16 protein-coding genes are annotated in these 13,271 nt (G+C 57.6%); 10 read left to right on the forward strand and 6 right to left on the reverse strand.

Annotation, left to right across the window (positions count from 1 at the left end):
* The first annotated feature begins 125 nt into the window (after positions 1 to 125).
* The 5 genes from queC to AC07U5_RS19115 all read left to right on the forward strand — a co-directional run bounded on the left by queC (position 126) and on the right by AC07U5_RS19115 (position 2,705).
* The gene (gene queC, locus AC07U5_RS19095; RefSeq protein ID WP_062600085.1) at positions 126 to 836 is read left to right on the forward strand and encodes a 7-cyano-7-deazaguanine synthase QueC; all 711 of its coding nucleotides are present in this window, start codon (positions 126 to 128) and stop codon (positions 834 to 836) included.
* On the forward strand, positions 836 to 1,204 hold the full coding sequence (gene queD / locus AC07U5_RS19100; protein WP_494723944.1) for a 6-carboxytetrahydropterin synthase QueD: 369 nt from the start codon (positions 836 to 838) through the stop codon (positions 1,202 to 1,204). Before queC ends, queD begins: the two co-directional genes overlap by 1 nt.
* Complete coding sequence (queE, locus tag AC07U5_RS19105; RefSeq protein WP_494723945.1) at positions 1,201 to 1,950, forward strand: 7-carboxy-7-deazaguanine synthase QueE; 750 nt, start codon at positions 1,201 to 1,203, stop codon at positions 1,948 to 1,950. The genes queD and queE overlap by 4 nt, the downstream gene beginning before the upstream one ends.
* A gap of 244 nt (positions 1,951 to 2,194) precedes the next feature.
* Positions 2,195 to 2,386, forward strand: a complete 192-nt coding sequence (locus AC07U5_RS19110) for a hypothetical protein (RefSeq protein WP_494723946.1) — start codon at positions 2,195 to 2,197, stop codon at positions 2,384 to 2,386.
* A 163-nt stretch (positions 2,387 to 2,549) separates the two neighbouring features.
* Positions 2,550 to 2,705: a hypothetical protein gene (locus AC07U5_RS19115; protein ID WP_494723947.1), complete on the forward strand. Its 156-nt coding sequence runs from the start codon at positions 2,550 to 2,552 to the stop codon at positions 2,703 to 2,705.
* On the opposite strand, the gene AC07U5_RS19120 is transcribed toward AC07U5_RS19115, so the two are convergent.
* On the reverse strand, positions 2,702 to 3,256 hold the full coding sequence (locus AC07U5_RS19120; RefSeq protein WP_494723948.1) for a DNA-3-methyladenine glycosylase: 555 nt from the start codon (positions 3,254 to 3,256) through the stop codon (positions 2,702 to 2,704). The genes AC07U5_RS19115 and AC07U5_RS19120 overlap by 4 nt on opposite strands.
* Before the next feature lie 110 nt (positions 3,257 to 3,366).
* On the opposite strand from AC07U5_RS19120, the gene AC07U5_RS19125 reads away from it, so the two are divergent.
* The 3 genes from AC07U5_RS19125 to AC07U5_RS19135 all read left to right on the forward strand — a co-directional run bounded on the left by AC07U5_RS19125 (position 3,367) and on the right by AC07U5_RS19135 (position 6,224).
* Positions 3,367 to 4,146, forward strand: a complete 780-nt coding sequence (locus tag AC07U5_RS19125; protein ID WP_494723949.1) for an SDR family oxidoreductase — start codon at positions 3,367 to 3,369, stop codon at positions 4,144 to 4,146.
* Positions 4,147 to 4,350: 204 nt separating this feature from the next.
* Positions 4,351 to 5,355 carry a L,D-transpeptidase family protein gene (locus AC07U5_RS19130; RefSeq protein WP_494724280.1) on the forward strand — a complete coding sequence of 335 codons (1,005 nt, stop codon included), beginning with the start codon at positions 4,351 to 4,353 and terminating at the stop codon, positions 5,353 to 5,355.
* 122 nt (positions 5,356 to 5,477) lie between these two features.
* Positions 5,478 to 6,224, forward strand: a complete 747-nt coding sequence (locus AC07U5_RS19135; RefSeq protein WP_494723950.1) for a L,D-transpeptidase — start codon at positions 5,478 to 5,480, stop codon at positions 6,222 to 6,224.
* Between the two features lie 20 nt (positions 6,225 to 6,244).
* Here the strand turns inward: AC07U5_RS19135 and AC07U5_RS19140 are convergent, their stop codons facing one another.
* From AC07U5_RS19140 to AC07U5_RS19150, 3 genes are read right to left on the reverse strand one after another with little or no spacing between them, the layout of a single operon-like run.
* Complete coding sequence (locus AC07U5_RS19140; protein WP_062424081.1) at positions 6,245 to 7,273, reverse strand: sensor histidine kinase; 1,029 nt, start codon at positions 7,271 to 7,273, stop codon at positions 6,245 to 6,247.
* Between the two features lie 13 nt (positions 7,274 to 7,286).
* The gene (locus tag AC07U5_RS19145; RefSeq protein ID WP_062424082.1) at positions 7,287 to 7,724 is read right to left on the reverse strand and encodes a response regulator; all 438 of its coding nucleotides are present in this window, start codon (positions 7,722 to 7,724) and stop codon (positions 7,287 to 7,289) included.
* Complete coding sequence (locus AC07U5_RS19150; RefSeq protein ID WP_113227512.1) at positions 7,721 to 9,175, reverse strand: sensor histidine kinase; 1,455 nt, start codon at positions 9,173 to 9,175, stop codon at positions 7,721 to 7,723. Before AC07U5_RS19150 ends, AC07U5_RS19145 begins: the two co-directional genes overlap by 4 nt.
* 218 nt (positions 9,176 to 9,393) lie before the next feature.
* Here AC07U5_RS19150 and AC07U5_RS19155 point away from each other — a divergent pair, with 218 nt between their 5' ends.
* Positions 9,394 to 9,816 (forward strand): hypothetical protein, encoded by a 423-nt coding sequence (locus AC07U5_RS19155; protein WP_494723951.1) that lies wholly within the window; start codon positions 9,394 to 9,396, stop codon positions 9,814 to 9,816.
* A gap of 152 nt (positions 9,817 to 9,968) precedes the next feature.
* A complete protein-coding gene (locus tag AC07U5_RS19160; protein WP_494723952.1) occupies positions 9,969 to 11,150 on the forward strand; it encodes a low temperature requirement protein A in 1,182 nt (393 codons plus the stop codon).
* A gap of 24 nt (positions 11,151 to 11,174) precedes the next feature.
* On the opposite strand, the gene AC07U5_RS19165 is transcribed toward AC07U5_RS19160, so the two are convergent.
* On the reverse strand, positions 11,175 to 12,113 hold the full coding sequence (locus tag AC07U5_RS19165; RefSeq protein WP_494723953.1) for a LysR family transcriptional regulator: 939 nt from the start codon (positions 12,111 to 12,113) through the stop codon (positions 11,175 to 11,177).
* Entirely contained in the window at positions 12,094 to 13,227 is a 1,134-nt protein-coding gene (locus AC07U5_RS19170) for a PLP-dependent cysteine synthase family protein (protein ID WP_062441802.1), read from the reverse strand. The genes AC07U5_RS19165 and AC07U5_RS19170 overlap by 20 nt, the downstream gene beginning before the upstream one ends.
* Positions 13,228 to 13,271 lie beyond the last annotated feature (44 nt).

The raw sequence follows: 13,271 nt of genomic DNA on the forward strand, positions 1-13,271 counted from the left end.
TTTTGTTGTCCACCCTTGGCGCGAGCCACTCGGCTTTTACGTCTTCACAAGCCTCGCCCTTTGCTCTAGAAGCCCAGCGGTAATCCGGTCGCAGCCCACCCGGTCAAAACAAGGGATCTCAAATTATGAAAACTATCGTCATCTGCTCCGGCGGATTGGACTCCGTTTCGCTTGCGCATAGAATTGCAGCGGAACACGAACTTCTTGCTCTGCTGTCTTTCGATTATGGTCAGCGCCACAGAAAAGAGCTGGACTATGCGGGTGCGTGTGCCACCCGCCTTGGTGTGCCGCATCACATCATCGACATTCGCACCATCGGCGCTCACCTCACCGGGTCGGCTTTGACCGACGATGTCGAGGTGCCGGATGGGCACTATGCGGAAGAGACCATGCGCTCCACCGTGGTGCCGAACCGCAATGCCATCATGCTCACCATTGCCTTTGGTCTGGCGGCTGCGCAGCAGGCGGATGCGGTGGCGATTGCCGTTCATGGCGGCGATCACTTCATCTATCCGGATTGCCGCCCAGGCTTTATCGATAGCTTCAACACCATGCAGGCCCACGCGCTGGAGGGCTACGCCCAGGTAGAGCTTTACGCACCTTACGTCATGGTCTCCAAGGCGGATATCGTGACCGATGGGGCAAAGCACGACACGCCCTTTGGCGAAACCTGGTCTTGCTACAAGGGCGGCGAGCGCCATTGTGGGCGATGTGGCACCTGCGTCGAGCGGCGCGAGGCCTTTCATCTGGCTGGCGTGGCTGACCCCACCGATTATGAAGACCCGGATTTTTGGGCGGCGGCCACCAGTGCCTATGCGGCGCGGGAGGTGCGTTGATGTTTCGCATCACCAAGGAATTTCACTTCTCCGCCTCGCATCGACTCAAAGGCCTTCCCGTCGATCATCAATGCGCGCGGCTGCATGGCCACAACTATATCGTCGAGGTGGAGCTTTCCGGCGAGGCGTTGAACGAGCACGGCTTCGTTCGCGATTACCACGAACTGGCGCCGCTGAAGTGCTATATCGACGACTGCTTCGACCACCGGCATCTGAACGACGTTCTCGGCCATGACATGGTGACCGCGGAACGGTTGGCGCAGCATTTCTATGATTGGTGCAAGGATCGGCTTCCCGAGACGAGTGCAGTGCGCGTCAGCGAGACCGCCAAGACATGGGCAGAGTACCGGCCGGCGGCTGCACGATGAGTGTGGCTGTTGACGCGCCGCGCGACCTGCCGATCCGGGTCAGCGAAATCTTCGGTCCGACCATTCAGGGCGAGGGGCTGCTGATCGGTCTACCGACTGTCTTCGTTCGGACCGGCGGCTGCGATTATCGCTGTTCCTGGTGCGATACACTGCATGCGGTGGATAGCGACTATCGGGATGACTGGAAGCCGCTCTCCGTCGAGGCGATCTGGGCGGAGGTCGTCAGGCTGTCTGGCGGCAAGCCGATCACCGTTTCGTTGTCCGGCGGCAATCCTGCGATCCAGCCGCTGGGACCGCTGATCCAGAAAGGTAAGCGCGAGGGATATCGCTTCGCGCTCGAGACGCAAGGCAGCATCTGCAAGGACTGGTTTGCCGATCTGGATTATCTCGTGCTCAGCCCCAAGCCACCCTCGAGCGGCATGGAGACGGACTGGCAGGCCTTCGAGAACTGTCTGGAGGCCGCCGGAACGGGACCTCAGCTTGCGCTAAAGGTCGTCGTTTTCGACGACGCCGATTTTGCCTATGCGCGCGAAGCCGCCTCGCGCTTTCCCGCCCTTCCGGTCTATCTTCAGCCCGGCAATCACACCCCGCCACCACCCGATGACGATGATGCGCGCGTCGATGTCGACGGCATTATGGATCGCATGTTGTGGCTGGTGGAAAAGGTCGCATCGGAGCGCTGGTTCGAGGCGCGCGTGTTGCCTCAACTTCACGTTTTGCTGTGGGGCAATCGCCGCGGCGTCTAACGCATAGATTACTGCATCTTGCGGGCTCGTCATCCCGATAAGCCGGAACCGCGAGCGTGCGTCGCGAAAGTAATAGATAGCATCCTGCTTCAAGTCACGATCGCTACAATGCGCGTCTGCGTCATAACGATTCGTCAAATTAAAGTGTAGTAAAGTTGGCACCTAACGGACATGGTTTGCCGCTATGAGGAGGAACGTAGCGTCGGCTGATGCGTTAGGTTGAAACTTCGAATGGGAGGAAGCCATGTTCGATTTTTTGAAGCCAGCTCAAATGATTGTTGAGAACGACGAGGAGACCGGCACCTATGCAGATGCCTTGCTTCAGGTTCCCGATCTGCAGTTGACCAATGCGGCGCACGAATATGGCCACGATGCCCATACGCGTGATTATGGCGATCAGCGCGAGATCGCGCGCAGCTCACTTGGATTTGTTTGAGTTCGAAAAAAGCGGGCAACCCTTCCACGGACTTGGACGTTACAACGTCATGTCAGGAGAGCGGGCAGTTTGGTCTTAAGAATGGACCGATCCGGCGAGCACAGTGGACCTGAAGGCGATCTCTGGGGACCGGCTGCCCGCACATATTTGGAGATAAGACGCGATGGGTATCGTCCCGACACAGCCAGATCCCACGACGCCGCCAATTCCGCCGCAGCCTGAAGTCCCTCCAATCCAGGAGCCGGAGCCTGACCGCCTGCCGGACGAGGCGCCCAATCCAAACCCCGATGAGAACGATGAGCCACCGATGGTGGTTTAGGCTGGACGACTGAACGGCTTGCTGAGATGAGGCGAGCCTTTGGCGCCGAAACGCCAAGGCAGATCCACAGCCTTTGTAATGCCGATGCGTGGCCCGGCGGCGATCTCTGGATCGGTCTTACTTGGACGAAGCAGGACCGGTTGCTTAAAGACGGACATTCCATCGGCGTCGCCGGTGATCGCAAACGCTTGGCAGAGCTTGCCCGGACCGGAGCATAGGTTCCGCAAGACATCAGTTCCGCGTCTCATCCTCATCAGGTCCACTCCCGTCTGAGGTTCAAGCGCGCGGATCAAGACCGCCGAGCCAGAGGTGCACACGATGTTGGCGCACCAATGAATTCCATAGGAGCGGTAGACGTAGAGGTGTCCTGGCGCACCAAACATGACGCGATTGCGCAGCGTCGGCCCGTTGAAGCTGTGCGAGGCGGCGTCGTCAGGTCGATAGGCTTCTGTCTCAACGATGATGCCGCCCGTGTTGTGAAAGCGAAATTCCATCCCGATCATTGCCCTGGCAACGACCACCGCATCCCTATCGAAGAAATCCTTGTTCATCCCGGCATGGTGACGCGCGCAGGCGCCGGGAACAACCCGTATTTTATCCAGTTTAGTGGATAAGCCACTCGTTCTGGCCAAACGCTACTGCCATCAATAGGAGACAGCCTATGGCGCAGGAAAAAGTTGCACTCGTCACCGGCGCGGGATCCGGCATTGGCCGCGCCTCCGCCATCGCTCTTGCCAAGGATGGCTATGTCATCGGTGCGCTCGGGCATACTGCCGATGAACTCGAAAAGCTTGTTGCCGATATTGAGAAGGACGGAGGAGAAGCTTTGACGCTGGTTGCCGACGTCGCGGATGAGGCTGCAATGGAAGAAGCTATCACCCGGCTCACTGAAAAATATGGACGGTTGGATGTTGTGGTAGCGAATGCCGGCATCAACGGCGTTTGGGCGCCGATTGATGACCTGAAGCCGGAAGAGTGGGACAAGACCATGACCGTCAATCTTCGGGGCACCTACATGACCCTCCATAAGACGGTTCCGCATCTGAAGGCCGCCGGCGGCGGATCGATCGTTATCATCTCATCCATCAACGGCACACGCACCTTCACGTCGCCGGGCGCCACGGCCTACTCAGCCACCAAGGCCGGGCAGCTTGCGATGGCGCAGCAATTGGCGCTTGAGCTTGGCCAGTACAAAATCCGTGTCAACGCGATCTGTCCAGGCGCAATCGAGACGAAGATCGACGACAACACCGATATCCGTAGCTCTCACGAAACGGAAATCCCGGTCGAATGGCCGGAGGGCGACATCCCCATCACGGGCGGGGAGGCGGGTCTGAGCGAGGACGTTGCCGATCTCGTGGTGTTTCTGGCCAGCGACAAGTCGCGTCACATCACCGGCACGCCGGTCTGGATCGACGGCGGTCAGGGACTTCTGCGATAGAAGGACTGCCATTCGTCGCGCTCACGTCGTTGTGTGTCTATGATTAACGGACTCGTAACGGAAATTCACGACTCTTTGTCCATTCGGGTGATTGCCGTCATGTGGTCACCTTCTTTAGTTAGTCACGCGACAAAGAGACGGGCAAGACGTTCCATGAGCACTTCGGCAAAATCGGGTTTCGTAGCGACGAAGCTTCGAGACATCATGATCGCATCGGCGCGTGCCGCAGCTGTCGTTGGGCTGTGTGCTTCGCTTGCTGCCTGTACGTCCATGGGGTTCGACAGCGCGTCGAAAGAGCCGCCTAAATTATCCTCCAAGGTTGCTGCCGCCATGTCTGCCAAGGGCATGAAGCCGGAAAGCCCCGTGCTTGTGCGGATTTTCAAGCAGGAAAGCGAGCTGGAAGTTTGGAAGGTCGACAAGACCGGTAACTACGCCTTGTTCAAGGCCTATCCGATGTGCCGGTGGTCTGGCAAGCTTGGTCCCAAGACCAAGAGCGGGGATCGACAGGCGCCCGAGGGCTTCTACCATGTTTCTTCCAGCATGCTGAACCCGAACTCTCGGTATTATGTCTCTTTCAACCTCGGCTATCCGAACAGGCTTGAATCGGCGCTCGGCTATACGGGTGAAGCGCTGATGGTGCATGGCGCCTGTTCTTCGTCTGGCTGCTACGCCATGACGGATGCGCAGATTGGCGAGATCTATGCGATCGTCGAGCGTGCCTTAAAGGGCGGCCAGGATCGCTTTCAGGTTCAGGCCTATCCGTTCCGCATGACGGCGAAGAATTTGGCGGCTTACAAGAATGATCCGAACTTCCCCTTCTGGCGGACGCTGAAGGACGGCTATGACTATTTCGAAGTCACTCGCCGTCAGCCAAAGGTCTCGGTCTGCGGTCGCCGCTACGTGTTCAACGCAGAATTTGCCGGCGGCGAGCCGGCCGATCCGCTGGCAGCCTGCCCACCCGCTGTCAATCAACTTGACCCGCAAGTGGCTTCGCGGCTCGACGTCGAGAAGCAGAAGCTCGATGTTGCAATGGCCGGTGGAACTTCAAGCGTCATGAACGCTTATGTCGATGGCGGGATGCATCCAAGCTTCCGCGCTATTTTGAAGAACAGCGGTGCAAAGGACATGGCCGGTCGTGTTTCCGGCACGAAGTATCCGATAAGCCGCCCGGAAGCAGCGCTCGCCGATCCGTTTTCCGGAGCACGATGACGATGGCATCGGCCTGAGCAACGGAACCGATTTCGGCAGGCACGATGCATGGATTTAAGAAGGTGGAGTGTCTTTTGGCCGTCCAATAGGACGCACGGCGCTCCAGTTGATGAGGATTTGGATTGAGTAAGCATGAAACTACACGCCGAAGCTTTCTGTTCGGCACCGGCGGACTGGCCCTGACGGCCCTGGCAGGATGCACCACCACGCAGCGCGAGACAGTGGAAACACGCCCCAGAGTCGATCCTTATTATGCTGAGGTCTATGGACCGAAGCCGGACGAGCAGTTCCCTCTGCCGGCGATCCCGTACCAGAAAATCGATCCGCAATTTTACCGCCAGATGGTCGAGAACCCGACCGGCGAACGGCCAGGCACCATCGTTGTCGATACGGCTAACCACTTCCTCTACCTCACCTATGAAAACAACCAGGCGATGCGTTATGGTGTGGGCCTGGGGCGTGCCGGCTTTGAGTGGGCGGGCAGGGGTGTCATCCAGTATAAGCGCCAATGGCCGCGCTGGACGCCGCCCGATGAGATGATCGCGCGCCAGCCGGAACTTGCGCCTTATAGCTCCGCGAACGGGGGCATGGCTCCGGGTCTGATGAACCCGTTGGGAGCACGTGCGCTTTATATCTTCAAGGACGGCCGCGACACGATCTACCGACTGCATGGTTCGCCGGAATGGTGGACGATCGGCAAATCCGTTTCGTCCGGATGCGTTCGCCTGATGAACCAGGATATTGTCGACCTCTATAATCGTGTGCCTGACGGCACGCCGATTGTCGTGACGTCGCTTGCTCCGCCTTCACAGGTGATGGCTGGTGCGCCTGCGCCGCAAATCGTCGCTGGTTTGCCGGGTACTTACTAATTGAAAAGAGCGTCGCCGTCTCAGGCAGGCGGCGCTTCCCATTCCACGCAGATGCGTGTTCCCGAATGCGCCTGAACGCTGCTCTGCTCCACCGTCGCCTTCAAGCTCTGGGCCATGGCAGAGATGAGCTTTGTGCCAAGCCCGGTGCCTTGAGGCTTCGGCTTGCTTCCCATCCCCACACCGTCATCTTCGACGGTCAGTTGCAGCTTGCCCTCGCGGATTTTGAGCGAGATGCGGATATCGCCATCACTGGTGGGGTAGGCGTATTTCAACGAGTTCGTCGTAAGTTCGGTTACGATCACGCCGAGTGCCACCGCCTGGTCGGGTGCCGCGCTGATCGTCTCCATGTCCGTCTTGATGCGAATGCGCTCATTGTCCGGGCCGGATTTCGCCAGCTCGTTGATGATGGAAGAGAGATAGGCGTCAAGATCCACCACACCCATATTGTCGGCGGTATAAAGACTGCGGTGGACGCCGGCGATGGCTGAAATTCTGTTCTGCGTTTCCGATAGAACGGTGCGCGCCTCCTCGCTGGAGGCTGCGATCATCTGCATGCGGATCATTGCCGAGACCAGCGAAAGGCTGTTGGCGATGCGATGGTTCATCTCTTTTGCCATCAGCTCGGCGCGTTCCTTGGCACGCACGAGAAGACGCTCCGCCTCTTCCTTCTCCTTGCGAAGCTGGAAATTGGCGCAGACCTGTTCGATGGAGGTCAAGAGCAGTGGGAAGAAATCGTCGGCGACCGTCTTAATGACGTAGTCGGCAGCACCCGCCTTCAATGCGTCGATGGCGATCTGTGCCTCGCTTGCGCCGGTGACATAAAGAACGGGCGTATCGCGGCTGCGGTCGCCGATGGCATTGAGGAATTGCAGGCCGGTGCCGGTGACAAAATAATGGTCCAGCACCACGGCGTCGAATGTCCCGGCATTGAATTTCTCAAGCCCAAGGACGACGGACGGTGCATGGTCGACCTGAACGCCGTGCCGACCCAGCACGCGTGTAGCGAGCCGCGCGACAGTGGGATCATCATCGACATAAAGTATATGCACCGCGTTTACGCCTTTATGGAACCTGTATCACCGAGAAGAAGAGGCCGAGGTTTCTGATCGCGGTTGCAAAGCCCTCGTAATCGACCGGCTTGGTAATATAGACGTTTGCACCGAGATCGTAGCACTTCTGGATTTCAGTCTCGTCGTCCGTGGTCGTCAATACGACCACAGGCAGACGCTTGGTATGCTCGTTGCTCTTGATCTGCTCCAATATCCTGATTCCAGACATATCGGGAAGATTAAGGTCGAGAAGAACGAGAATGTAGCGGTCCTTGCTGACAAGGCCATCGCGGTTCGGTCCGAGAATGTAGTCCAGCGCCTTGTTGCCAAGCGTGAAGGGCACGATCTCGTTGTTGACGCCCGCGCGTCGCACGTTCTTCTCGATGAGGCGCGCATGCCCTTCATCGTCTTCGATCATGACGATCGTGACTTCCTGGCCGGTGATTTTCATATGTCGTTACCTCGTGTGATTTTCCGCAGATCAGTTGGCAAGGTCAGATGGAATGTACTTCCCTTGCCAAGTTCCGAGGCGACGGTAATGTCCCCGCCTAAATTTCTTATTAGCGAACGCACATGTGCGAGTCCAATACCTTCGCCCTGCTGATCTTGATCGCCCGCGCGCCTGAAGAGTTCAAAGATCCGCTCCAGGTCGTCTTCTGCAATACCACGTCCATTATCGGTAATGTCGAGCCGCACGATACCACGTCCCTGCGGCATGATGCGCGCTGAAATGCGCAGTGGACGACCTTTCATCTGATACTTGACGGCGTTGTCGAAAAGATTGCCAAGGATCTGATCGAGAGAGATCCGGTCGCTGATGACGGTGAAGGGCTGCACGTTGACGTCGATCTCGCCGTCCACTGCAGAGACCTGGTGCTGAACGCTTGCGGCCGCTACCGCCAAAAGCTCTTTCAGATCGACCTTCTCCGCCTGCAACTTGCGGCGGCCATCGCGGGAAATCTTCAGGATGGCATTGATCAGTTGGTCCATCTTGCGGGTGGACGAGCGAATGAAACCGATTGCTTCCGGCAGGTCTTCCTTAACAGCCAACCGCGCGTCTCTGATCTCGTTTTCCGAGAGCGTGGCACCATCGGCCAGCACATAGCTTTCGATAGGTTTCAGCGAGGCTTCGAACTCAGACAGAAAGCCCATAATGTTGACGAGCGGCGCACGCAGGTCGTGCGTCACGATATAGGCGAAGCGCTGTATTTCCTGATTGGCGCGTATCAAGTCACGAGTGCGCTCGTTAACGCGTTCTTCTAGGCCACGATTGAGCGAATCGACCTCCTCGCGAGAGCGCATCAGTTCGCCGACGTATTTCGCGATCAGAAAAAGAGCGCCACCCACAACCGCGATGATAGCGATAGCGCCGCCGATCGTCACCCAGCGAAGATTGTCCGCCGCTTGCAACTGATCGTTGACAATGACGCGCAGCCGATCATCCGTCACATCCTGAAACTCATCCAGCGTGTTGCGGATCTCTTGCATGTAGATGAGGCCTGTATCGGCGCGGACGATATCGATCGCCTCATCGATCCGTCCCGCATTCACAAGATCAATCGTGCGACCGATTTCGGCGATCTTGGCATCGATGGCAGTCTGAAGAACAGGAAGCTTTCCAGTATAGATCGGCTTGTTCTGAACGCTGGCCACAAGCCGCTCACGCTTTTCCGCCAGCGTCTGCAAGGCTTCCCTATATGGAGCGAGATAATCTTCCCTGCGCGTCAGCAGATAACCGCGCTGACCGGTCTCCGCGTCCTGAAGGGTGGTGAGCACGTCCAAAATTGCCGAGCGGATTCGGCGGAGATCTGCGGTCTCACGGGAATAGTTATCGTTCTTTTCAACGAGCCACAGTGATGCCCCGACCATTCCGATCAACAGGGCTATTCCGAGCCCCAGCATGACCAGGGTTCGCCTGACAAAAGGAGAGAGTTTGACCAATGACGTCCCCACATCTCAATCGGCACAGTTGCCCGGCATGTCGCAATGCGCAGTTGAAAACGACCTATGCCTATCCTGTTGTTTATGCAAGTTCATGCAGTCTTACCAGCGGGATAGTACGGTTTCGCACAAAAGACTTTGACTGACGTTAGAGTAGTGGAACCAAAATTCCGGGTCCGATGTTGTTGCTGCAAAGCTATACAGTTCTGGAGACCCCGATGAAACGGTTCGCAGCAGGCGCCGCAGCGCTCTTCCTATTGTCAACGACGACTGCCGTTCTGGCGCAAACCTACGAAGTCAGCAGCATCGCGCCGACGAAGAAAGTCTCATCGAACAGTGCCGTTGCGAAGAAGCCAAAACTGGCAAAGCGAGCGAAAACTGCCGTGGCTGCTAAAACGGACGTTGCTCCAAAAGCGGAGGTCGCCCCTCGAGCTGAGAGCGCTGCTACCTACATCGTCGACGTGTCCGGAAAGCACGTGCGGCTTATTGGGCCACGTTTTTATCCTGACAATTCCAATGAGGTGGAGTTGGCGGGGCGCAAAGACGCTTTGATGAGGGAAGCAGCCCTGATGAACACTTCCCTTTCGACGGCGTCGCGATAGGGTGCTCGCTGCCAAACCATGTTACACATAAGTACAGCGGTTTTGTGATACTGGCATGCGATAAAACAAGGACCTGAAGCGTACAAGTGGATCTGAAAGATCGCGACACGCTTCATGCGAAGGAATGGCCTTGCATCCACTTGGGGAAATATATGACGGATAGCAGGGGAAGCGGGTGGATCAGGCCTGACGATGACGAGTCGCAAAAGGCCACGTTTCCAGAATTATTCTTCGATCTCGTTTTCGTTTTCGCGCTGATCCAGCTTTCCTATACTTTGACGGAAGATTTTGGCGCGACTGCACTCTACGAGGCCGCCATCCTCATCCTTGCATTGTGGTGGCTATGGGTGCACATCACCTGGCTCACCAATCTGCTGAACACCGATAAAGGGCCTGTCAGGATGTTCCTGTTCGGCCTCATGTTTGCCGGGGTGTTGCTTGCCATCGCCTTGCCCAAGGCGTTCGAGAGCCAGGGGATCATCTTCGCCTCGATCTATACGGTGATGCAGCTCTCCCGCTCGCTCTTCGGTCTCTATGTTTTCCACGGTGTCGACCACGGCAACTCCAAGACTTTCGGCAGGATCACCGTCTGGCTGGTGGTTTCCAGCTTTTTCTGGATTGCCGGTGGGCTGACCGATAGCTTGACCTATCGCTTGCTCCTGTGGACGGTGGCGATCGCCATCGAATATATCGGGCCGCTCGTGCGGTACTATGTACCTGGCATACGCGCCCATGACGACGAGCAGATTCTTCTTTCGGGCGAGCACCTTGCGGAGCGATGCGCGCTGTTCGTCATCATCTGCCTTGGTGAGACGATCCTCACGACAGGCAAGACGGCGACGGAATATATGAATTCCGGCCTGACTTTCGTGGTGTTCTGTGCGGCCTTCCTCAGCACCGTCATCATGTGGTGGATATATTTTCACCATGGGCAGGAGCAAGCTTCTGAAAAAGCCGAGGAGACGGCCGAGCCGGAGAAAATTGTACAGAACCTCTTCAACTACGGCCATCTGCCCATCGTCGCGGGGATCATCCTGACGGCTGTCGGAGAGGATTTCAGTCTTTCAAACAGCCATGATCCCGCGACGCTCAGAGAGTCGCTTGCGATCATGGGCGGGCCGATCCTGTTTTTGCTCGGCAATATCGGCGTCAAGGTTGCGGCATCCCATGTGAGGCCGGTTTCGCACTTCGTCGGTGTCGGGGTGCTGGTGGCACTCCTCTTCGTCCCAGATGTTCCGCTTTATGGTCTGCAGATTGCCAGTGCAGCCATCTTGCTGCTCGTTGCGATCTGGGAGTATGTGGCGCTTCGCAAAAATGCCGAGACGATGGGATAGGCTGGCGTCTAAACCGCTCACGCCTCAATCAAGGCTCGGCATGACGTCATGCTTGCGGAAGGTGGGTAATGCCTCAGACCGACGTTCGATTGCGACAATCAGACTTTGCGCCGGCGTTGAGAGCGGCACGCCCGTTGCGGTGATGACGCCCCAGTAAAATGGAACATGGAAATCGAGCGGCAGGACAGTCAGTCCCTCGATCGGCAGGCCCGTCAGTGTTACGGACTCAACGATACCGATACCGAGGCCGCTTCTGGCGAGCGCCAGCGAGACGTAACTCGTATTGCTGTCGATAATGCCAACCGGTTCGACGTCGTGATGATTCAACGCCTGATCGATCCGCCTGCGCAATCGGTAAGGGTTGGCAGAGGTCAACAGGCGGCGTTCCCTAAAGTCCGAGGCTGTGATCACGTGCCGCTTTGCCAGAGGATCGTCGCTGGCGATGACGGCAACATACGAAACCTCGCCGATCCAGTGGACGTCGACACCCGGATTGTCAAAAGGCAGGCTCGCGATGCCGACCTCTGCGGTGCGCGCGACAATTGCTTGTACGACATTTTCCGACGTCATGCTCGCCAGATGGATGTCCAGCGGGGACCCGCGGTCTGGAAGATCGGACAGAGCAAGCGGTGCGATACCGGCCGCCAGTGCAGGAACGGCAGCCAGCCGCACGGTGCCGGCCTGATCATTGGCAATGTCGTACACGGTCTGGCTGATCGTCTTCAGCCCGCTCAAAAACAGCTCCGCTTGAACAAACAACGCACTGCCTTCTTCTGTAGGCGCGATGCGTGGCCCATTCCGATGCAGCACAGGGAAACCAAGTTCGCTCTCGAGGTCCTGGATCAGCCTTGTGACCACCGGTTGCGACTTGCGAAGCGCCTGGGCAGCACCCGTCATGCTGCCAATCGACATGACCGCAACAAACGCTTCGAGCTGGCGCGCATCAAGGTAGTCCAGTGGCATCGAAACTCCTGAAGTCGCCACTATCGATAAAGGCTTCTATCATGGCTCTGTAGGGATTTATATCGATCCTGTTATGAGCGAGCCACTCCTGATTGTAGTACGTTGCGGCGTATCGGTCACCACTGTCGCATATCAGCGATACGAGCGAACCCTCCCGTCCTTCCTTCATCATCGCTGCCGCAATCCAGCATACACCGAAGAAATTGGTGCCGGTGGAGCCACCGACGCGCCGGAAGAGGCGCTCTGAGAGGACATGCATGGCAGCGATCGATGCTGCGTCCGGTATCTTGATCATGTGATCGATGACGCCGGGAATGAAAGAGGGCTCGACGCGCGGGCGGCCCACGCCCTCGATGCGTGACGGTGTCGAGCAGGTGACGTTGCGGTCTCCCGACATATAGGATTGGTAAAAGGCCGAGTGCTCCACGTCCACCACACATAGCCGGGTCGGAAGATTGCGATAGCGGATGTAGCGTCCGATCGTGGCGGAGGTGCCCCCGGTGCCGGCATTCATCACCACCCATGAGGGCTCTGGATGCTCTTCGCTCTGCATCTGGTCGAAGATGGATTCGGCGATATTGTTGTTGCCACGCCAATCCGTTGCACGTTCGGCATAGGTGAACTGGTCGAGATAATGGCCCTGCGCTTCCGCAGCCAGCTTCTCCGCAACGGTATAGACTTCGGCGGGACTGTCGACGAAATGACAGCGACCGCCGAAGCGCTCGATGGCCTCCACCTTCTGGCGGCTGGTGGAGTGCGGCATGACGGCGATAAAGGGCAGGTCGAGCAGATGCGCGAAATAGGCCTCGCTGACAGCGGTGGAGCCGGACGAGGCTTCTACCAGCGTCGTTCCCTGGCGGATCTTTCCGTTGCAGATGCCATAGAGGAACAATGAGCGGGCGAGGCGATGCTTGAGGCTGCCGGTCGGGTGCGTCGACTCGTCTTTTAAATAAATCGATATGCCGCGCAGGCCGTTAAAAACGGGCTTCACGAGATGGGTATCAGCTGAACGGCGTCCGTCACCTTGCAGAATGCCGATGGCACGACGCGCCCATTCGCGGTCTTCGCATGCCGGCAGCGGGGTTATGGGAGGCGTTGAAAGACACTCATGCATTGCAGTTGAGCTCCATCTGGCCCGACCGGCTCGCCGTGCGCGAC

Source organism: Agrobacterium sp. GW821-FHT02D03 (assembly GCF_059421725.1).